This window comes from Paenibacillus harenae DSM 16969, assembly GCF_000422465.1.
Classification (GTDB): domain Bacteria; phylum Bacillota; class Bacilli; order Paenibacillales; family Paenibacillaceae; genus Pristimantibacillus; species Pristimantibacillus harenae.
The window spans coordinates 455,207-476,359 of the sequence record NZ_KE383842.1 but is presented as its reverse complement, the minus strand read 5'-3'; the positions used below and the strand labels follow the sequence as shown (position 1 = coordinate 476,359).

General features: G+C 52.3%; 19 protein-coding genes. 9 read left to right on the top strand and 10 right to left on the bottom strand.

Features of this window, described 5'->3' with window-relative positions:
* Positions 1 to 204: 204 nt before the first annotated feature.
* From fucU to H581_RS0112210, 4 genes are read right to left on the bottom strand one after another with little or no spacing between them, the layout of a single operon-like run.
* Complete coding sequence (gene fucU / locus H581_RS0112225) at positions 205 to 639, bottom strand: L-fucose mutarotase (RefSeq protein ID WP_028610231.1); 435 nt, start codon at positions 637 to 639, stop codon at positions 205 to 207.
* A gap of 33 nt (positions 640 to 672) precedes the next feature.
* Positions 673 to 2,172 (bottom strand): rhamnulokinase, encoded by a 1,500-nt coding sequence (locus H581_RS0112220; RefSeq protein WP_028610230.1) that lies wholly within the window; start codon positions 2,170 to 2,172, stop codon positions 673 to 675.
* A 41-nt stretch (positions 2,173 to 2,213) separates the two neighbouring features.
* On the bottom strand, positions 2,214 to 2,873 hold the full coding sequence (locus H581_RS0112215; protein ID WP_028610229.1) for a class II aldolase/adducin family protein: 660 nt from the start codon (positions 2,871 to 2,873) through the stop codon (positions 2,214 to 2,216).
* 14 nt (positions 2,874 to 2,887) lie between these two features.
* Positions 2,888 to 4,678 (bottom strand): L-fucose isomerase, encoded by a 1,791-nt coding sequence (locus H581_RS0112210; protein ID WP_028610228.1) that lies wholly within the window; start codon positions 4,676 to 4,678, stop codon positions 2,888 to 2,890.
* Between the two features lie 128 nt (positions 4,679 to 4,806).
* Between H581_RS0112210 and H581_RS0112205 the strand changes: the two genes are divergently transcribed.
* Positions 4,807 to 5,820 carry a LacI family DNA-binding transcriptional regulator gene (locus tag H581_RS0112205; RefSeq protein ID WP_028610227.1) on the top strand — a complete coding sequence of 338 codons (1,014 nt, stop codon included), beginning with the start codon at positions 4,807 to 4,809 and terminating at the stop codon, positions 5,818 to 5,820.
* 430 nt (positions 5,821 to 6,250) lie between these two features.
* Here the strand turns inward: H581_RS0112205 and H581_RS0112200 are convergent, their stop codons facing one another.
* Positions 6,251 to 7,117, bottom strand: a complete 867-nt coding sequence (locus H581_RS0112200; protein ID WP_036718522.1) for an AraC family transcriptional regulator — start codon at positions 7,115 to 7,117, stop codon at positions 6,251 to 6,253.
* Between the two features lie 148 nt (positions 7,118 to 7,265).
* Between H581_RS0112200 and melA the strand changes: the two genes are divergently transcribed.
* Complete coding sequence (melA, locus tag H581_RS0112195) at positions 7,266 to 8,564, top strand: alpha-glucosidase/alpha-galactosidase (protein WP_028610225.1); 1,299 nt, start codon at positions 7,266 to 7,268, stop codon at positions 8,562 to 8,564.
* 555 nt (positions 8,565 to 9,119) lie between these two features.
* On the opposite strand, the gene H581_RS0112190 is transcribed toward melA, so the two are convergent.
* The 3 genes from H581_RS0112190 to H581_RS0112180 all read right to left on the bottom strand — a co-directional run bounded on the left by H581_RS0112190 (position 9,120) and on the right by H581_RS0112180 (position 11,807).
* A complete protein-coding gene (locus tag H581_RS0112190; protein WP_028610224.1) occupies positions 9,120 to 9,392 on the bottom strand; it encodes a DUF6171 family protein in 273 nt (90 codons plus the stop codon).
* Positions 9,393 to 9,404: 12 nt separating this feature from the next.
* On the bottom strand, positions 9,405 to 10,895 hold the full coding sequence (locus H581_RS0112185; protein ID WP_028610223.1) for an alpha-N-arabinofuranosidase: 1,491 nt from the start codon (positions 10,893 to 10,895) through the stop codon (positions 9,405 to 9,407).
* A gap of 123 nt (positions 10,896 to 11,018) precedes the next feature.
* Positions 11,019 to 11,807, bottom strand: coding sequence for an alpha/beta hydrolase (locus H581_RS0112180; RefSeq protein ID WP_028610222.1), 789 nt, complete (start codon positions 11,805 to 11,807; stop codon positions 11,019 to 11,021).
* A 218-nt stretch (positions 11,808 to 12,025) separates the two neighbouring features.
* Here H581_RS0112180 and H581_RS0112175 point away from each other — a divergent pair, with 218 nt between their 5' ends.
* Positions 12,026 to 13,006 carry an aldo/keto reductase gene (locus H581_RS0112175; RefSeq protein WP_028610221.1) on the top strand — a complete coding sequence of 327 codons (981 nt, stop codon included), beginning with the start codon at positions 12,026 to 12,028 and terminating at the stop codon, positions 13,004 to 13,006.
* A 165-nt stretch (positions 13,007 to 13,171) separates the two neighbouring features.
* Positions 13,172 to 13,657, top strand: coding sequence for a C40 family peptidase (locus H581_RS0112170; RefSeq protein ID WP_051250741.1), 486 nt, complete (start codon positions 13,172 to 13,174; stop codon positions 13,655 to 13,657).
* Positions 13,658 to 13,739: 82 nt separating this feature from the next.
* Here H581_RS0112170 and H581_RS0112165 read toward each other — a convergent pair whose 3' ends face one another.
* Complete coding sequence (locus tag H581_RS0112165; protein WP_028610219.1) at positions 13,740 to 14,291, bottom strand: GrpB family protein; 552 nt, start codon at positions 14,289 to 14,291, stop codon at positions 13,740 to 13,742.
* A gap of 50 nt (positions 14,292 to 14,341) precedes the next feature.
* Entirely contained in the window at positions 14,342 to 15,016 is a 675-nt protein-coding gene (locus tag H581_RS33880) for an ATP-dependent DNA ligase (RefSeq protein ID WP_051250739.1), read from the bottom strand.
* Between the two features lie 131 nt (positions 15,017 to 15,147).
* On the opposite strand from H581_RS33880, the gene H581_RS0112155 reads away from it, so the two are divergent.
* The 5 genes from H581_RS0112155 (at position 15,148) to H581_RS0112135 (ending at position 21,139) form a co-directional block, all read left to right on the top strand.
* Positions 15,148 to 15,357: an alpha/beta-type small acid-soluble spore protein gene (locus H581_RS0112155; protein ID WP_028610218.1), complete on the top strand. Its 210-nt coding sequence runs from the start codon at positions 15,148 to 15,150 to the stop codon at positions 15,355 to 15,357.
* Between the two features lie 388 nt (positions 15,358 to 15,745).
* Positions 15,746 to 16,936: an enoyl-ACP reductase FabV gene (fabV, locus tag H581_RS0112150; protein WP_028610217.1), complete on the top strand. Its 1,191-nt coding sequence runs from the start codon at positions 15,746 to 15,748 to the stop codon at positions 16,934 to 16,936.
* Positions 16,937 to 17,173: 237 nt separating this feature from the next.
* A complete protein-coding gene (locus tag H581_RS0112145; RefSeq protein WP_028610216.1) occupies positions 17,174 to 18,280 on the top strand; it encodes a GerAB/ArcD/ProY family transporter in 1,107 nt (368 codons plus the stop codon).
* Positions 18,281 to 18,317: 37 nt separating this feature from the next.
* Positions 18,318 to 19,931, top strand: a complete 1,614-nt coding sequence (locus H581_RS33875) for a spore germination protein (RefSeq protein WP_051250737.1) — start codon at positions 18,318 to 18,320, stop codon at positions 19,929 to 19,931.
* Entirely contained in the window at positions 19,928 to 21,139 is a 1,212-nt protein-coding gene (locus tag H581_RS0112135; protein WP_028610215.1) for a Ger(x)C family spore germination protein, read from the top strand. The genes H581_RS33875 and H581_RS0112135 overlap by 4 nt, the downstream gene beginning before the upstream one ends.
* Positions 21,140 to 21,153 lie beyond the last annotated feature (14 nt).

The window sequence follows — 21,153 nt, the reverse complement described above, 5'->3', positions numbered from 1 at the left end:
ATCGTTCCCGGATAAGGTTGCGGATGGGCAGCTCGTTCCATGGCTTGAATACAAGGAGAAACGCCTGACGGCGTCTTTGTCCGAGGACGCAACCGTTTCGCGGAGAAATATAATCCAAATTATAAGTGCAAAACTTATAAAGTCTTGTATTTAAAAAAGCGGCGCTCCCGATCACTCGGAACGCCGCCTTTGTTCGAGCCGCCATTACTTCTCCGCAATGACGCCCTTCTTCAAAATCAAATTCGCGTACAGCGCGGATTCGCCGGTTGCGATTACCGCATAAGCGCGCTTGGCGCGCTCATAGAAGGCGAACCGTTCAAGCTCCTCGACGGATTCCTCAAGGCCCGTCCGTTCCTTAATAATTGCCCGGTATTCGTCCCAGATCGGCGTTTGAACGGGATCGCCCGGATTCACCTGCATCAGCACAACCGGCTTCGCCACGTATTGGTCAAGCGGGAACAGCTGCAGAATTGCGTCAAGCAGCTCTGTCGCACCATGCCCATCCGCGCGAATCAGGCGCTGCGCATGGCTGGCTGCAGGAAAATTGCCGTCCGCCAGCACGATCTCATCGCCATGCCCCATTTCACTTAACACCTTCAACAGCTCGGGGGAAATAAGCTTGGAAATTCCGATTAACATATATACCTCGTCCTTTCGCCCATATATCCATTGCTATTTTGCGGGAAGCAGCTTAAAAGCCTCGTACGTTTTGTTCCAATCACCCGACCCCGATGGCTCGTAAGTATCCACTGGAAACGAAGCGGCCACCAGCTGCCGGGCATCCCGCAGATTCACGCATTTGCCCTGTGCAACAAGCTGCATCAGCATATTGCCGATCGCGCTCGCTTCAACGGGACCGGTCCACACCTGACGGCCGATAGCATCGGCGGTAAGACGGCAAAGCAGCTGATTCTGAATGCCGCCGCCCACCATGTGCAGCCCCTTATACGCATGACCGGTTAACGCCTCCATCTGCTCCAGCGCTTGCCGGTATCTGAGCGCAAGGCTTTCCAAGACGCATCTCGCCACCTCGCCCATCGATTCGGGCACCGGCTGCGACGTTTCACTACAGTACGCTTGAATGCGGCCTACCATGCCGGACGGCGCATAGAATGCCGGATCATCCGGATAAATGAAGCTGCGAAACGGCTCAGCCTGTTCAGCGAGCACAACCAGCTCGGCGAACGACACGACTTGGCCCTGCTCATCCCACTCCCGCTTGCATTCCTGTAAAATCCACAAACCCATAATGTTCTTGAGCAGCTGATACGTGCCGCAGGCACCGCCTTCATTCGAGAAATCCAGCGCCATCGCTTCCGGCGTCACCAGCGGCTGCGCAAGCTCGGTACCCAGCAGTGACCAGGTGCCGCAGACGAGGTACGCGAACGGCCCTTCGCCTAAGGCAGGCACTGCCGCAACGGCGGATTCCGTATCGTGCGTCCCGACCGCAACGGCTTCGATCGGCGGCACATCCAGCTCCTCGCATACCTCCGCCGTTAACGGACCGATTCCCGTGCCGGGATGGATCGGCTCCAAAAACAGCTTCGACGGGATGCCGAGACGATCCATGAGCGCCGTATTCCAGGTCTGCTCCTTCGGCCGGTACAGCTGCGTCGTTGTCGCCATCGTAAACTCGCATACCTTGCGCCTTGTCAGAAAGTAAGCCAGCAGATCGGGCGTAAGAAGCAGCGTGTCGGCTGCCGCCAGCTTAGCCGAACCGGCTTTGCTCATGGCGTACAGCTGATTAATCGTATTGAAGGGCATGAACTGCAGGCCGCCCTGCTCGTATAAGCTGTCCTTCCCGAGCAGTCCGATCAGCTCCTCCGCAATGCCTTCCGTCTGCGGATCGCGATAATGGTAAGGGTTGCCGAGTAGCTCGCCGCCGGCATCCAGCAGCCCGAAATCGACGCCCCAAGTATCGATGCCGAACGTTTGGGGATGATAGCCCTCTTGAAAGGCTTTGCGGATCGCCGTCTTCAGCTCATGGAGCAGCCGCAGAATGTCCCAGTGCAAATGCCCGTTCACGGCTATCGCATAATTGGGAAATCGGTGAATTTCCGTTACCCGCAGCCTCGGCCCGCCTCCCGTTCCGTCAGGCGCCAGCTCGCCGATCAACGCTCTGCCGCTGCTGGCGCCAAGGTCAAAAGCAAGCACCGTTGTTAGCTTCTCCATCCTGTGAGCCTCCCAACTGAATGACATGTTACGTCTGCGGGTTACTTCATCTTTTGCAGCAGTTCAATCCGGTAAGCCTCGCTCTCCAGTGAAGCGATTTCCTCGAATTCTTCCTTCGTAAGCACCTTTGGCTCGCGAATGGCCGTCGCGATCAAATAAATTTTCGCGCTTTCTTCAACGACCTCCGTCCGGTAATAAGCCTCTCTCAAATTGCGGCCGGAAGTAACGAGACCGTGGTTGCCCAGCAGGACGGAGCTGGCTTCGTTCACCTTCTCCACATAGGCGTCGGCAAGGCGATCCGTCGTCGGCAGCACATATGGGACATACACCGTCTTGCCGACGAGCGCCGCCTGGTCCGGGAACATAATCGGAAGCTCCTGCTCCACCAGCGTGAACGCGATGCAGTACGGCGGATGCGTGTGTACGATCGCGCCGATGTCGGGATTTGCGCGGTATGCATACAAGTGCATGAGCACCTCGGATGACGGGCGCAGGGCGATATCCGTAATATCGCCGGTCTCGATATCCACCTCTACCCATTGATGCGGTTCGATCTCATCCAGCGCGAAGCCGCTCGGCGACAAGTACATTTTCCCTTCATACTTGGCGCTGATGTTGCCGCCCGGGCCGACGACCAGCTTGTTCGCGACGGTCTTGCGGGCGTATTTGCAAAGCTCGTTTCGAATATCCGTGCTGCTCATGATAGTACCTCCGTTTATTTATAGATCGGGCCGAAGTTTTGACATGCCCGGAAATCTGCGCTCTCCAGCTCCGCAGTGCCGAATAAACCCCATGCCCGCGGACGGAAAATGCGTTCCTCCGCCACGTTATGCATGTTGACCGGGATACGAAGCATAGAAGCCAGCGTAATGAGATCTGCGCCAATATGGCCGTAGCTGATGGAGCCATGGTTCGCTCCCCAATTATTCATGACTTCATAGACGGAGCGGAACGAGCCCTCGCCAGTAATGACCGGCGCGAACCAGGTCGTCGGCCAGGTCGGATCCGTTCTTTGGTCAAGCGCATCGTGGACATGAGCAGGCAGGTCGACCGTATAGCCTTCCGCGATTTGCAGCACGGGACCGATTCCCTTTACCAAATTAATCCGCGACATCGTCATCGGCATGCCGCCGCGCGTCATGAAATCCGAGGAGTAGCCGCCGCCGCGGAAATATTCCGTGTTAGCCGGGCGCCAGGACGTGGCGTCCAGACATTTCTGCGCTTCCTCTTCGCTGATATCCCAGAACGGCTTCATCACCGGCTTGCCGTCTTTCGACTGCTCGCCAGTTCCGTCCAGCGTCGCCGAACCGGAGTTGATCAGATGAAGCACGCCGTTCTCCGCGTCGTTGTCGAGCTTAAAGCCTGTCACGCGCTCTACCGATTCCGGGCTCCAGTAGGTGCGGACATCGGCGAAAATTTGCGCCGTGTTCGTAAGCAGATAGCCGAACAGCATAACCGCGCCGTTGAGGCTGTCGTTCTCCGTTGCGACGATATACGGCGCGCGGATGCCGTTCCAATCGAAGGAGGAGTTCAGAATCGATTCCAGGAAGTCCCCGTTCGGAAAATGGTCCGTCCACTGCCGCTGGCCCTGGAAGCCGGATACGATCGCGTTATGCCCGAGCGCCTCTTCGCCGAATCCAAGCTCCGCGAGCTTCGGATTGCCGACCATAAGGTCGCGGGCAATTTGCGTCATTTTGACAACCGTTTCCCAATCCTTATCCTTCTTCTCCCTCGACTGCTGAAGCTCTTCGCGGTTGTTATCCGGCCCTTCGATGCAGTTCTCCTTCACCCATGCGAGCGCTTTCTCAAACTCTGCAGGATCGTAAATGTGTTCATCCATCCGGCGAACATATTCAGTCATGTCGATGTATTCGTTGCGCATGCCCAGATATTCCTGGAAGAACGTATCGTTCACGATCGAGCCGGCAATCCCCATCGATACCGAGCCCATCGACAAGTAGGATTTCCCTTTCATATAAGCGACGGCAAGAGCCGCCTTGGCGAATCCGATCAGCTTGCCTTGAACGTCCTCAGGCACATTCGTGTCGCCGGCATCCTGCACATGCTCGCCGTAAATGCCGAAGGCAGGAAGACCTTTTTGCGCATAACCGGAAAGAACGGCTGCCAAGTATACCGCGCCCGGACGCTCCGTACCGTTAAAGCCCCATACCGCCTTCGGAATATGCGGATCCATATCCATCGTTTCTGTGCCATAGCACCAGCATGGCGTAACGGTTATCGATACGCCTACGCCGGATTTGGCGAATTTATCGGCACAAGCAGCCGCTTCCGCCACGCCTCCGATACAGCTGTCGGCAATAATGCACTCGACCGGCTCGCCGTTCGGGTAACGGAGATGCTCCGACAACAGCTTCGCCGTTGCGATGGCCATGTTCATCGTTTGCTCCTCTAGCGATTCGCGGACTCCTTTGCGCCGGCCGTCAATCGTCGGGCGAATACCGATCTTCGGGAAGCCGGATTGAAAACGAAAGCTTGTGTCCGTCATTATAAATACCTCCAATAAGTAAGATTAATGTTATCGATAACCTTAAAATAACAAGGATAATGCTTGCTGTCAACGCTTACTTTTTTGTATGATAGTACTTATGATTTATCTATAAGGGGACAAAAGTAATGGTAACGATCTATGACATAGCGGCCAAAGCAAACGTATCCGCAATGACCGTCTCCAGAGTTATCAATAACACTGGCAAAATAAGCGAAAAAACAAGAGCGAAGGTAAAGCGCGTCATGGAGGAGCTGAATTACGTGCCGAACCAAACGGCGCGAAGTCTGGTTCTGCAGCAGACGAAGCTTCTCTTCCTGCTCATCACCGATATTATGAACCCGTTCTATACGACGCTCGCGCGCGGCGCGGAGGATGCGGCGAAGAAGTCGGGCTACCGGCTCCTCTTCGGCAACAGCGATGAAAACCTCGAGAAGGAATCGGATTACATCACGACGATACTGACGGCGAGGGTCGACGGCGTGCTGGTCGCGCCGGCGGGCGACCCTTCGCTGCCGCATCTGGAATCGCTGCGGAGGCACAACGTTCCGTTCGTGCTGCTCGATCGCGAGGTGCCCGGCATAGCATGCGATATTGTGCTCGGGGACAGCAAGGACGGCGCGCGGAGACTGGTCGAGCATCTCATCGCGCTGGGCCACCGCAGCATCGCGATGGTTAACGGTTCGTCCTCCATCTCCAGCGCCCGCCTGAGGCTGCAAGGCTATCAGGACGGCCTTAAGCTGAACGATCTGCCGTATGATGAACGGTATGTATATGAAACAAGCTTCGGTCCGTTAAACGATTTAACGGAAATGGAGCAGTGGATCGAACGGATGGATCCGCTGCCGACCGCGATTGTAGCGGGCAACAACGTGCTGGCCATCGAAGTCATGAGGCTGCTGCGAGACCGCGGAATCGGCGTGCCGGAGCATATGTCGATCGTCTGCTTCGACGATCTGGGGCCGTACTCGGAGATTGAGCCTTTCTTAACGGTAGCGGCGCAGCAGGCATACCAATTCGGCTACATGGGCATGCAGATGCTGATCGAACGCATCCAGGAACGCGGAACCTCGCTGCCATGGAAAAAAATCGTGCTGCCCGCCGACCTTATCATACGCAGGTCGGTGAAGGACATTACGTGACGCAAGTGGTGGCATTCGTAAATTTTGAATATTCGCTTACTGCTTGAAACGGTATTACCCGCTTAAGAAGCTTCCGGTCTTGCTAACCGGCCTTGCTAACCGGAATTCCTCCTACTAAATGACAACGAAAACGTTATTTCGCTCATCTAGCGGGATTTTCTCCTGTTATTCCCATTGATTTGGATCAAGTGAACCGCATGTAATGTAATTAACGGGAGGAATTCCAGTTATGCTGATGGTATGATGAGTTTCTGCTGATTTTAGAGGGGGATTTTCCGCTTAACTACAGTTGCTTCACGATAGCAATCAACCAATCAGCTAGCAATCAACTCTCGCACCGTAAACTGATAATATCGAATCAAATGCCGACTACGACCTGCTGACAGCCCACTGGCACACCGCAAACCGATGCTATCGAATCAAATGCCGACTACGATAGCTTGTCCCTATCTCTTCGTCCCCTCCGGAAATCGGTCGGGGATTGCCCGCTCCACTTGTGGAACTGCTTGGTAAAGAACAGCGGGTCGTTATAGCCCACAGAAGCCGCGATTTGCGCGACGGTCAGCTCGCCTTCGAGCAGCTCCTCCGCCTTCTTCATCCTTACCTTGAACAAATACTGCATCGGGGAAAGGCCTGTCGCTTCCTTGAACAGCTTGGACAAATGCGCCCGGTGATAGCCTAATGACCGAGCGATTTCTTCGATGGACAGCTGCTTGCCGTATTGCAGGGAAAGCAAGCGGATGGCCTGGTCGATTTGCCGGAATGAGCGTGACGGCGTCGTCTTCGCCTCGGCATCCGCCGGCTGATGAAGCAGCGCCAGCTCGCCCATAATCAACCGAAGCCAGCCGGAAGACTCCATATTTCCCGCTTGCGGATACTCCGTTTTTTGCAAGCTTTTGCGCAGATTTTTGAACATCCGCTTCATCACGGGCAAGGAGCAGCCCCGAATGACCGCCCTGTCCGGCGTGATGCCGATCGAGGTCAGCGAGTCCTCGACGATTTCACCGGAGAAGCCTACCCACATGTACGTCCACGGAATCTCCACGCTCGCCTCGTATTTGACCAATATATCCGGAAAAATAACAAACGCGTCCCCCGCCCGTAAAGAATGCGTTTCTCCCAGCGTTTCGAATATCCCCTCTCCGCTCAGTACGATATGGATCAAGTAATAGCTGTGCACGCAAGGCCCGATAAAATGCCCGCCCAGCGGCTCCCCATGGCCGCTAAATAAAACCGACATTTCTCCTTTTAAAGGAGCGGCATTTATGTTAAGCGATATGCTGCGATGCGTTTCCACTACATTGCCCCCTTTCTGCTGCTTACATTATCATACTATATGATGCAACATTTCTCCATATATTGCTTCGTTCCTTCCATATTCATTTGGGAGAGGCATCCTTATACTGAAGGAGTCGGAAATAAACTTTTTAGGAGGCAAATGAATCATGTCCAAAATTACGTTTATTGGAGCGGGAAGCACCGTTTTTGCCAAAAACATTCTCGGCGACGTCATGCAGACGCCTGCTCTGCAAGATTTTGAAATCGCTTTATTCGATATTGACATGGAGCGGCTGCGAGACTCCGAGCAGATGCTGCTCAACATTAAGAAGACAAGCGAAAGCACATGCCGGATAAAGGCATATACCGACCGGAAGGAAGCGCTTCGCGGGGCAAAATACGTCGTCAACGCCATCCAAGTCGGCGGCTACGATCCATGCACCATTACGGACTTTGAAATTCCGAAGAAATACGGTCTGCGTCAAACGATCGCCGACACGGTAGGAATCGGGGGGATTTTCCGGAATTTGCGCACGATCCCGGTCATGCTTGATTTTGCCCGCGACATTAACGAGGTGTGTCCGGACGCTCTGTTCCTGAACTATACGAACCCGATGGCCGTTCTGACGAACGTCATGAACACCTACGGCGGCGTTAATACCGTCGGTCTCTGCCACAGCGTTCAAGTATGCGTGCCGCACTTGTTCAAGCATCTGGAGATCGATACGACCGGCGTCAAGTACAAAATCGCCGGCATTAACCATATGGCTTGGCTGCTTGAAGCATCGAAGGACGGCATCGACCTCTATCCGGAGATCAAACGCCGCGCTGCCGAGAAGCAGAAGGAAAAGCATAACGATATGGTTCGTTACGAGCTCATGCTGAAATTCGGCTACTATATTACGGAATCTTCCGAGCATAATGCCGAATACCATCCCTACTTCATTAAGAAAAGCTATCCGGAGCTGGTTGACCGCTTCAATATTCCGCTCGATGAATACCCGCGCCGCTGCGTGAACCAAATCGAACGCTGGAAGACGATGCGCGACGAGCTGGTTACCGACCGCAATCTCGAGCATAAGCGCAGCCATGAATATGCCTCCTATATTTTAGAAGCGGTCGAAACGAACAATCCGTTCAAAATCGGCGGCAACGTCATGAACACGGGGCTGATCACGAACCTTCCGAAGGAGGCGTGCGTCGAGGTGCCTTGCCTCGTCGATGCGAACGGCGTAACGCCTACTTATGTCGGCGATCTGCCGCCGCAGCTGGCCGCCTTGAACCGGACCAATATCAATACGCAGCTGCTCACGATCGAAGCGGCCATCACCGGCAAGCGCGACCATATATACCATGCGGCGCTGCTTGATCCGCATACGTCCGCCGAGCTTTCCATGGACGACATCGTATCGCTCTGCGACGATCTGATCGAAGCGCATGGCAGCTGGCTTCCGAAATATAACTAAACATTAGCCAGGCAGAAACGCCTATTGGCGTCCTCAGCAGAGGACGCCAACCGTTTACTCCGTATTTTCTGAAGCGACTCCTGAAGCAAGCTCACCCTAATAACGGTATCGCAGAGAATTCTAAGCGCATATAAATGTAAAACTTCTCAGAAGCTGCGAAATAGCCGGGCGCTGCCGCCCGGCTATTTGTTATGGTTTATCACCCAAAACATTCATATTCGTTTTACCGCATCTATACTGGATTTGATCCAATGTATTGACGAGTTTCAGCTACAATTTGCAGCTATGATGGAATTCATCCAGCGTGCACGCCAACATACCCGTTTTTTCGGCTGAATTCGCACATTTGATTGGATGGAATACAGTATAGCCGCCGACACACCGACAAACAAACCAAAGTTACTGCAATAACCCACTATAGTACCATACAGCGAGCAATTGAGTTCTTTGGCGGTTAAAGTATCAGCGGGTCAAAAATCTAAAATGAGGCTTACCGCATCTATACCGGATTGGATCCCGTGTAATGACGAGCTTCAGCTTCAATTCGCAACCCGCTTACGCATGCTTCGCCCAGCGGCTGCCGCCAGGGAGCGGACAGGCGCGGTCCTTGTACTTGGCCGCAATCCGGACGAAGCAGCCGCAGACGGCGCAGGTCGTGCCGAATTGCAGCTTCGGGCAGGCGCCGCACTGCGCAAGCCGCCGCTCATACACCTCGTCCGGCACGCTGATGCCGGATGAGAACATCGGCGCCGCCAAAATCCGGTCAATCTGCTCGTCGGTAACGCGATACTCGTCGCTGCAGCCCTTGCACTGCCCGTTGCTGCTCATACAATCAACACCTTATTCCGGAATAATCTCAAGAACGGTAACCGACATCGGCGAAAGCTTGGCGTTAACCGATGAGCCGTCAACAGTGAAAGCATGATAGGAAACAGGCGAAACGGCATCCGGCTGTTCGAACGTATTATGCGCGTCCTTCACTGCCGCCGTCAGCTCGGTTCCGGTTACGTTCAAACCGCTCGCAGCCAGTCCGCGCAGATCAATCGCAACATCCGCGGCTTTCTGATTGTCAAGGTTGCATAGGCTTACGTGAATCCGGCCTTCCGCATCCTTCGACGCAGAGACGGATACCTGCGGGATTTGCTGATCGCGCTGCGCGTAGTTTTCGCTTTCGATCTCCACCTTGAGCAGCGAAGCGTCCTGATGCACCTTGTACATATCGAACACGTGATACGTCGGCGTCAGCACCATTTTCTCGCCCTCCGTCAGAATGACCGACTGAAGCACGTTAATCACCTGCGCGATATTCGCCATCTGTACGCGGTCGCAATGATCGTGGAAGATGTTCAGCGTCAAGCCGGCGACCAGCGCATCGCGAATCGTATTCTGCTGATACAGGAAGCCCGGATTCGTACCCGGCTCAACATCGTACCACGTCCCCCACTCATCGACGATCAGGCCTACCCGTTTGCCCGGATCGTACTTATCCATAATCGTGGAATGCCGCTTAATAAGCTCGTCCATCCAAAGTGCCTTCTTCAACGTCCCGTACCACTCGTCCTCCGAGAAGCCGGTTGACGCGCCTTTGGCCGACCATTCGCCAGGTATGGTGTAATAATGAAGCGAGATCGAATCCATCATCCGGCTTGCCTCGCTCATCAATACATCCATCCAGCGGTAATCGTCCACATTCGGTCCGCAGGCGATTTTATGTATTTTGTTCCCGCCGTAGTTGCGAACGTATGTCTGGTATCTGCGATACTCATCCGCGTAATACTCCGGCCGCATATTGCCTCCGCAGCCCCAGTTCTCGTTGCCGACGCCAAAATATTTCAGCTTCCAAGGCTTCTCTCTGCCGTTCTCCTTGCGCCATTCCGCCATTGGCGATACGCCGTCGAACGTCATATACTCCACCCATTCGGACATTTCCTGGACGGTGCCGCTGCCGACGTTGCCTGAGATATACGGCTCGCACTCCAGCATCTCGCACAGCATCAGAAATTCATGCGTGCCGAAATGGTTGTTCTCGACAACGCCGCCCCAATGCGTATTGACCATCTGTTTGCGGTTCTCGCGAGGCCCGACGCCATCCTTCCAGTGGTACTCGTCGGCAAAGCAGCCGCCCGGCCAGCGAAGCACCGGAATCTTAATGTTCTTGAGAGCCGCTATGACGTCGTTCCGGATCCCGTTCGTGTTCGGAATCGGCGAATCCTCGCCCACCCAAATGCCTTCATAAATGCAGCGGCCCAAATGCTCGGAGAAGTGGCCGTAAATGTTGCGGTTAATCGTGCCTGCCGTCAAATCGGCGTTAATTGTCACGCGGTTTGCCATCGTACAATCGCCCTCGTTTCAATAGGATAAATTAATGAATTAATAAATTCATTACTTAATAATATAATTATTAATTATACTCAAATCATAATGCGAGCGCTTACGTTTTGCAACCTTAAAATTTCAATGCTCCCGATCTAAAGGGAGCCACTTCAGAAAATGCCTGATATGCTCATCCCAATAACCCCATTCATGGCTTCCCGGACCTTCTATGTATGTAAGCGGATAGCCGGCCTGCTCGCAAGCGGCGCGAAACGCCAGGTTGTCGTTGTACAGAAAATCCTCGGTACCGCAGCACTGAAAGAGGGCAGGCTTCGGAGAATCCGTCTCTGACAGCCGGGATACGACATGAAGCAGATCGTCGTCGGTTCCGGTAAGCTCCCGGTCGCCATAGATAAGCTTGAAATAATTATTCATGTGCGGCAGCGGTACGTCCTTAATATGATACGCCATATCCAGCGCCCCGGATAAGCTGCCCGCAGCCGCGAATCGCTCCGGGTGCCGAAGCGCCCATTTGAAAGCGCCGTAGCCTCCCATTGACAGGCCCGCCACGAAATTATCCTCGCGAGCGTCGGATAATGGAAAGAACGAGCGCGCGACGGACGGAAGCTCTTCCGTCAGGAACGTCCAATATTTATTGCCGTATTCCATATCCGAATAAAAGCTCTGATGCACGTTAGGCATGACAACCGCGAGGCCAAGCTCCGCTGCATACCGTTCAATCGATGTTCTTCTGGACCATATCGTATCGTCATCGGAGAAGCCGTGAAGCAGATAAAGCGTCCGGTGCTTGTTCTGTCCGCTGCGGCTGTCCATCCCGATTTGGGTTGAGGTCTGCTGCGGCAGAATAACCGTCATCGATGTGCTGAGTCCTAGCGTTTCCGAATAAAAATGACATGTAATGAGTGCCATCCTTCATTCCTCCCTATCTATGGTCGAATGGTTTATCCTCTGTAATGTAGCACCAAACTGAAACGCTTGCAATCTGCCGTTTGACGTATGTTGCCCTGTCTGCAAGGGCATCTCACAAGTGTAGTTACTGAACTATTTTTCAGTGCTTATCTGAATTGGAATGGAAAGGTATAATAGTATCCGTCTGGATCTATTAAAATATCGGAGGTTGATGGAAAATGAAAATGATGCCGCTGGAACGCCGCGGAATCTCGAACAGCCGGCTCGCGCTTGGCTGCATGGGATTCGGCGGAAGCTGGAGTGCCGAAGATGCCTATACCGATGATCATGTTAAGCAAGCAGAAATGGCGGTAGACGCCGCGTTATCGATTGGCATAACCTTCTACGACCACGCGGATATTTATACGAGGGGAAAAGCAGAGTCCGTATTCGGGCAGGTGCTGAAGCGGCAGCCGCAGCTCCGGGAGCAGATTGTCATACAATCGAAGGTCGGCATCCAGTTGGAGGATGGAGCGCTTCCGGCACGTTTCAACTTCTCGAAGGAGCATATTTTGCCTTCGGTGGACGGTATTCTGTCCCGGCTTGGAACCGAATACATCGACATTCTGCTGCTTCACCGCCCCGATCCCCTGATGGAGCCGGACGAAATCGCCGAGGCCTTCTCGCAGCTTAAGCTTTCCGGCAAGGTTCGCAACTTCGGCGTTTCGAACATGAGCCCCGGGCAAATCCGGTTCCTGCAGCGCGCGCTGCCTGATCCGATCGTCGTAAATCAGATCGAGATGAGCCTGCTTCGGCATGACTGGATCGATCATGGTATCCATGTCAACCAGAAAGCCGGCTTAAATGACAGCTTTCCGGAAGGCCTTATGGAATTTATGCAGATGGAAGACATTCAAATACAAGCCTGGGGACCGCTTGCCCAGGGCAGGTTCTCCGGACGCGTACATGAGAAAGCAACTGAAGCCGAACTGAAGACGGCCGCGCTTGTGAAGCAGCTCGCCGAAGAGAATGACACAACGCCCGAATCGATCGTGCTCGCATGGCTGATGAAGCATCCCGCCCTCGTTCAACCCGTCATCGGAACGGTTAATCCGGAACGGATCATCGCTTGCCGGGACGCGGTGCGACAATCCGAGCTAATGACAAGAGACCAATGGTATTCCCTGCTCATAAGCGCAAGAGAAGCAAACAAACCTTAACCTTCAAAGCAAGCCGCCATTCATTAATTTTTTTTTATTTATTTCTCATAATGGCGCAGAAGCCTTATTACGGCTAATCTTAGACTCTCATGTTCGTAAAACCACCTCCCGCGGATATGGTATAGTCGGGACATAATACGAAACGCGGAGGGACATAATTACAGCATGAGAACTTCAAACCTTTTGAAATCGTTTGCCAAAGCAGGCATTTGCAGCGCTGTCGTCATGTCAACAATCACTATGGGCTTTTTTGCGCAGAAAGCGCATGCGGCAACACCGGAGACGATCGATCTGATTTCCACGGGCAAAGAATATATCGGAACGCCATATCGATTTGGCGCGCCGGCCGGCATTACATATGCCTTTGATTGCTCATCATTCACCCAGTTTTTGTACAAAGGACTCGACGTCAACCTGCCTCGCACCTCGGCTGCGCAGGCCTATGCAGGCAAGAAGGTCGCCAAAGGGTCGCTTAGCATGGGCGATCTTGTCTTCTTCAATACAAACGGCAAGTCCATTAGCCATGTCGCGATCTATGCCGGCAACAACAAGATTATTCACAGCTCCTCAAGCCAGGGCGTGACGGTCTCCAGCCTCGGCTCCGGTTATTGGGCGAAGCGTTATGTTACGGCTAGACGGGTTTTGAATTAATCCCCTGACAGTGTTCGAGGCATAACGGATAGCGTTAAAAAAAGAACTATAATCGCGAGGCTTGCGATTATAGTTCTTTTTTCTAATCTTCCCATACCTTCTCGGGCGAAAGTCCGCGCTCCAGCCGCGCGAGATCTACAACCCTTTGGATAAAGGCTGTCTTGGCTCTGGTATATTGCTCGGCATCCGAAGGATATCGCTCCGCCAGCCTGCGCTTGAGTTCACCGTATTCCTGCACGAAATGCGGGTGCGCACGAAGATAATCCCGAAACAGCAATTCATTTCTTTCATGAAAACCCTCGAACGGCAAAATATGCAGATGATGGGTGCGGATTCCGCCAGTCCCCTTCACGAATAAGTAACGTCCGGTCATCCCCGTTTCCGCAAAGCGGTATCCGAGTACCTCAAGTAAATCCCCGTATAAAGATGCTTCGCCAAAAGGTCGCACAGCCGCAAACATATCAATAACGGGTTTAGCAGCCTGGTCCGGAATCGATGTGCTTCCGGTATGCTCGATGGAAGCAAGCCGCTGCCCCAATGCTTCCTGCACCCTCGCCTTCTCTATACCGAATTGGCGATTCCAATCCGGGTTAAACGGCATAATTATTATAGGTTGTTGCTGTTCCCCGGACATTCACGCGCATCTCCCTCCGAATCAAGAACGGCTAATTTGATGACGCATCCTTATGAACCTTGCGGCATTCGATAATAAGAGTACGCATCGGATGCCTGCATTCTGGCTTGTCTAGCCGCCAATTGCAATTTTGCGTAATCAGCGTTTATGACCTTCTGCCAGCTTTCGTCCCGCCCGTCGAAATAGAGGCTGTCCTTGCGCTTGCAGGCAACACCTTCAAGCTCCGACCGCTTTACGAGATCGAATAACGTTGTCCCGTCTCCGTCAATGAACGGCAGCTTCTTATAGTACGCATTGTCCTCCAAAATTTCTCCAAGCAGCTTTTTGCGTTCAAGAAGCGGCCTCTTTCTCATGTCGACGCCATTGTAATAAAGAATATCGAAAATAAAAAATTGGACCGGTATTTCCTTTTTCGCTTCCCGGATGCGGGGTTCCTTCTTCATTTTGTACCTTTCGATCAAGGTATCGAATTCAATAGCTCCCGTATTAGGGTTCACATAAGTAACCTCCCCGTCCAGCACGACGTCGGCAGGTTCAACTAATGGAACATTATGTAATTCCGGATATTGCCGAGTTACATCATTATTATGCATGGTGTACAGCTTCGCCTTGCGGTTAACGAAAGATAATTGCAGACGGTGACCGTCGATAATCGGTTCGAAAATATAACGTTGATCGTTAAAAGGCTCTTTGCGCTCCACCATAAGCATAGGCTTCATAAACATGACGACGCCCCCTTCCGTCTTCCCATTTTAACACGGACAGGCGCTTTAAGACGGCGGTAAATTAAGGTGAAAAATAATGAATAATCCATTCTCACGTGTTACATAATATGGACAAAAGGAGGCTGATAAAGATGGCAAACCGATCCAACCAACTCGTTATCCCGGGAGCCCGCGCCGCGCTTGAGCAAATGAAATTTGAAATCGCGCAAGAGCTGGGCATCCAAATTCCGATGGACGGTTATTACGGCAACATGACGACCCGCGATACAGGCTCCATCGGCGGTAACATCACTCGTCGTCTCATTCAAATTGCAGAGCAGCAGCTCTCAGGAAGCCGATAACCTTTACGCAAGCAGCGAAATATATGCATAGTGTAACTATATAAGTTGAACGATTGATTTACGTCAGCCGTTATCGCTGCGAGAGCAAATCAATCTTACGATCGCTGTACCAGAGTTCCTCCAGAACGATTGGCTCTCTCGGCTCCACGCGTTCGTTTCTTTCGTTCAACTTATATAGAATATTATACTTGCTTGTATTTAAAATAAGCGCCGGAACAGCATTCTTGCTCTACCGGCGCTTATTTGCATGCGGAGGATCATAAATAATATATTCATACCGCCCGGAAGGAACTTCCCTTTGGAAGCAAAAATCGGTAAAATGGGATAGAGTTGTCCCGTTACATAACTGAATTCAAGTCGATTCCATTACAGAAAGGAATATTCCAATATGATCATTCAACCGAAAACCCGCGGATTTATATGCACGACTGCGCATCCGGAAGGATGCGCAAAGCAGGTACAGCGCCAAATCGATTACGTAAACGCGCAGCCGGCGATCGAAGGGCCGCGCAACGTGCTTGTCATTGGAGCTTCCACCGGCTACGGCCTGGCATCGCGTATCGTTTCTTCATTCGCTGCAGGCGCTAACACCATCGGCGTATATTTCGACAAAGCCGCGGAAGGAGCGCGCACCGCATCCGCGGGCTGGTATAACTCGGCGGCGTTCGAAGAAGCTGCAGCAGCAGCCGGGCGCAAATCATACAGCATTGTAGGCGATGCCTTCTCTGACGAGATTAAAGCGAAAACAATCGACCTTATCCGCACGGAGCTCGGCAAGATCGATCTTGTCGTTTACAGCGTTGCATCGCCTCGCCGCACGCATCCGAAGACCGGCGAGACATTCTCTTCCGTCATTAAGCCGCTTGGCGGCACGTACACGAACAAAACCGTCAATTTCCACAGCGGCGAAGTTTCGCAAGCGACGATCGAGCCGGCTACGGAGGACGAGCTTCGCCAGACGATAGCCGTTATGGGAGGCGAAGACTGGCAGATGTGGATCGACGCGCTTCAGCAGGCCGGAGCGCTTGCCGATGGCGCAACGACAGTCGCTTATTCCTATATCGGGCCGGAAATTACGCACGCCGTATATCGCGACGGAACGATCGGCGCCGCTAAGAACGATCTTGAAGCTACCGCTCACCGCCTTCACCAACAACTGGGCGCAAGCGGCGGCCGCGCATACGTCTCGGTGAACAAAGCGCTCGTTACGCAATCGAGCTCCGCGATTCCTGTCGTTCCGCTTTATATTTCCGCGCTGTACAAAGTAATGAAGGAGCAAGGCATCCACGAGGGCTGCATCGAGCAAATGTACCGTTTGTTCTCCGAGCGGCTCTACGGTAAAGACGAAACGCCGGTCGACTCGAAAGGGCTAATCCGTATCGACGATTGGGAGATGAGACCGGAAATTCAAGCGGAGGTTGCTAAGCTCTGGACGGATCTGACGACCGGGAACGTGTATGAGCTATCCGATCTCGAAGGCTACCGCCGTGAGTTTTTCCAGCTGTTCGGCTTTGAGACGGACGGCATCGATTACGAGGCCGACATCAATCCGGAACTAAATATCGTAAACCTTCGTTAACTAGTATGCCTAACCGAGCATGCTTCAGGGCCCTTTGCTTCGATCCTATCGAAGCAAGGGGCTTTTTACTTTACTTGATCCCCTCCGCCCGCCCGCCTGCCTTCATTCATTCATTTATTCATTCATTTCATTCACCTGCCGAAAGTTTTAATAAAATGACCTCTTTTTGGAAATGATTAAAGTCGTACAGATCATACCCATTATTTGGTGTTCTCAAGAAAGGTGGAGCCGGACCAGATGTCCAAACCGACCGCGATTAGTCCGACCCAGCTGTTCGCCATGATTATCCTGTTTGAGTTTGGCACCGCCCTTGTGCTTCCGATCGGCATGGCGCCCGGACCAAACGTATGGCTATCGATTTTGATTGCGATGCCCGGAGGCATCCTATTGTATCTGCTCCTTGCATATTTTGCCAAACAATATCCGTCGTTAAATTTAAGCGGCTATATTCAAAAAATCGTCGGCGTTTATATCGGTTGGCCGATCAGCTTGCTCTTTATCCTTATCTTTATCTATATTTCGTCTCGTAATTTACGTGAAGCGGGAGATCTGCTCATTGCTTCCTCCTATGATCAAACCCCGCTTGCCGTCGTACATGCGGCCATGATCATTCCGGTTATCTATGTCGTTTACAAAGGGGTAAACGTATTGTTCCGGGTAGGGGAAATCTATCTCATCATCATGCTGGCATTAGGAGCTCTAAGTTTTATTGCCACTCTGATGTCCGGAGCCATCGATTTAAAAAATCTGCTGCCGGTTATGGGTGAAGGCTGGATACCGACCTTGAAAAATGCTTACCCGAATATTTTCTTGTTTCCGTTTGCCGAGCTGTTCTGTTTCGCTACGATCATGCCTCATTTCAAACAAAAGCAAATTGCCGGAAGGACAGGCATGATTGCCATTATCACAAGCAGCGTATTGCTTAGCTTAACCCATGCGTTAGAGGTGACGGTTGTCGGAGCGGACGTATATACCCGGGCAACCTTTCCGTTGTTTACGGTTATTTCCACCGTGAAGGCGGCTGAGTTCCTGCAGCGGCTGGACGCTATTGTCATCCTTGCGCTTATTATTGGCGTGTTTTTTAAAATGACCATGTATGCTTACGCCGCAGCCGCCATAGCGGCGGATATTTTCCGGTTCGCTGAGCAGCGTTCGCTGGCTTATCCGATTGGAGCCGTTATTTTGCTCGTATCGATCATGTCCGCTTGGAGCTACCCGGAGCATAGCACGGAAGGATCCCGGCACTTGCTCAGCCTTCATCCTTTTTTCATGGTGATCCTGCCTGTGCTGCTGTTGATCATACATTTGATAAGGAAGAGGTTCAGCCATAACCGCCCAGCATAAGCAATTACCCTAAGATAGCGGCGAGGTGACCATAACGGTGTTCAAACATCCCGATCGATTTGCAAACAAGCATGTCCGTAACAGAGAAGACGATTCAAAGCCGGGGCGGCAGTCAAACGGCAAGATGCCTCTCTTCTCCCGTCTAACCGAAAACTTGGCCTATATCAAAAACGAGCTGGGAGACAGTCCGGATATCATTGTCAGGAAATTCGAGATCGGTACAAGCCAGACAGCGGCCGGTGCCGTATATATGGACGGAATTACCGATAAGAACATGGTTAATCAATATATATTGCAATCCCTCATGCTTGACGCCGATTCGCGCCATCTTGATCAGGATCAAAGCGTGCTGTCGTACATTAATGACAATGCGCTTAGCGTCGGTGAAGTTTTTATCTTGAAGGACTGGGACAGCGTTATCCTTGCCGTTCTTTCCGGCGATACGGTCATCTTCATTGAGGATACGGACGAAGCGATAAGCGGCAATACGAAGGGCGGAGAGCAGCGGACGATTTCGGAGCCTTCCACCCAGGTCGTCATTCGCGGACCGAAGGACGGGTTCACGGAATCGATTGGCACGAACGTATCGCTCATACGGCGGCGGATCAAAAGCCCTAATGTCAGACTGGAGCCGTTCAAAATCGGTACCGAGACGAAAACGGCCGTAGCTATCATGTATCTGCAGGGTAAAGTGGAAAATAGCCTTGTCCAGGAACTAAGGAACAGGCTGCAGCATATCCGGATTGAATCGCTAACGGGCTCCGAGCACCTTGAGGAACTCATTCAGGATCAGAAGATGACCCCGTTTCCGACGTTGACGAATACCGAACGGCCCGATGCCGTTACAAACCATATTTTGGACGGCCGGATTGTCATATTCGTAGATGGGACTCCCTTTAATTTGATCGCTCCTATCACCTTTTTCAAAAATTTTCAATCCGTCGAGGATTATTACATGCGCCCGGAGGCAGCGGCTGCTATTCAATTTCTTCGTTACGCGTCCCTGCTGATCTCGCTGTTTGGTCCTTCCATCTACATCGCGGCCATTACCTTTCATCAGGAAATGATTCCGACGCCTCTACTTCTCAGCTTGGCTGCCCAGCGGGAAAGCGTCCCTTTTCCGGCTTTCATTGAAGCGCTGATGATGGAATTTACGTTTGAAATTTTACGCGAAGCCGGCATACGCATGCCGCGCGCAATCGGTCAGGCCGTGTCCATCGTTGGGGCGCTTGTGCTTGGGCAAGCGGCGGTGGAAGCCGGCATCATCTCTTCCGCCATGGTTATCGTGGTAGCCATTACGGGTATTTCCAGCTTTGCGAATCCCACTTACAGCATGGCGCTTTCGATCCGGTTAATCCGTTTTCTTATGATGGTGGCCGCGGCGCTGCTCGGCTTCTACGGAATCGCGATACTCAGCATCATTCTTATCGCTCATATGTGCGGCCTTACTTCGTTAGGCGTTCCATATATGACGCATATAGCGCCGTTTGTCCCGGAGGATCAGAGGAAAACGTTGTATGGGCTGCCCTTGACGAAGAAAGCGGAGATTCCTCAGACATTTGCGATCCCAAGCGAAAATGAAACGAATGGAGAAACCGATTCTTCGCCTCCTGCTTCTTCCGCTTCGCATACCGAAGGGAGACCCTCATGAGAACCTGCAGGTCCTTCTGTCTTCTTATGCTGCTTAGCCTCCTTTTGCTGCCGGGCTGCTGGAACAGCAGAGAGCTAAGCGATATGGCGATCGTTATCGGGATAGGAATCGATAAAATACCGGATACGGATCAGTACCGGGTATCGCTGCAGATCGTCAATCCAGGCTCGGTTGTAACAAGCAAATCAGGCAGCGGCGGACAAAATCTGATGCCAAACGTCGTTTACTCCTCGGTTGATCATACGGTCTTCAGCGCAATGCGAAAATCTTCGCAAAAGGTGCCTCGCAGGCTGTTTTTCGCCCATTCTCAGCTGCTGGTTATTGGAGAAGCTTTAGCAAAAGACGGCATTGATGATCTGTTCGATTTTTATGAAAGATCTCACGAGCTAAGGCTTAATACATCTGTCGTCATCGCGAAAGGTACTGACGCCGAATCTTTATTGAGAGTATTGATTCCTTTGCAGACGACGACAACGACGGCAATCACAGGCAGAATTAAGGTGACCTCTGAATCATGGGCGCAAAGCGTGGACACGACGATTTCCGATATCGTGAAAAGTTTGGTCGGTGAAGGAGCGCCGGTCATAAGCGGCATTCGGGTAACGGGTAACCCGTCCAAAGGCCAAAAGAAAGAGAACCTGGAACAGTCTACCCCGCTCTCCAACGTTGAAACCAAAGGGATTGCCGTATTCACGGATGGAAAGCTCGCAGGCTGGCTCGAAGGCAAATCAGCCCGCGGGGCCGTATGGGCGCTCGATAAAATGAAAAGCACGATCGTCAATATAGACTGCGAAGATAAAAAAGACGCGATGGCGATCGAAATTACGTTTTCCACGACTAAGGTGAAGGCGCATCTTATTAACGGCAAACCATCCTTCACCATCCAAGTAACGGAAGAGGGCAATTTAAGTGAAACGAAGTGTCCGATCAATCCCAAAACGCATGAAGTGATCGCGAAGCTGCAGCAACAGCTGGCGGAAGAAACGAAGAAGGAGATCGAGCTGGCCGTAAAAGCCGCTCAATTAACAAGAAGCGACATCTTTGGCTTCGCGACTGTAATAAAGCGCACCTATCCGAAGGACTGGAAAAAAATGAAGGAGAATTGGCCGGCTCTTTATTCGGAGAGCGAAGTGAAGGTCAGCGTAAAGGCATACGTCCGAAGGACGGGCCTGCGGTTCAAATCCTATATAAAACCAAAAGAGGAGTAATCCTTACTCCTCTC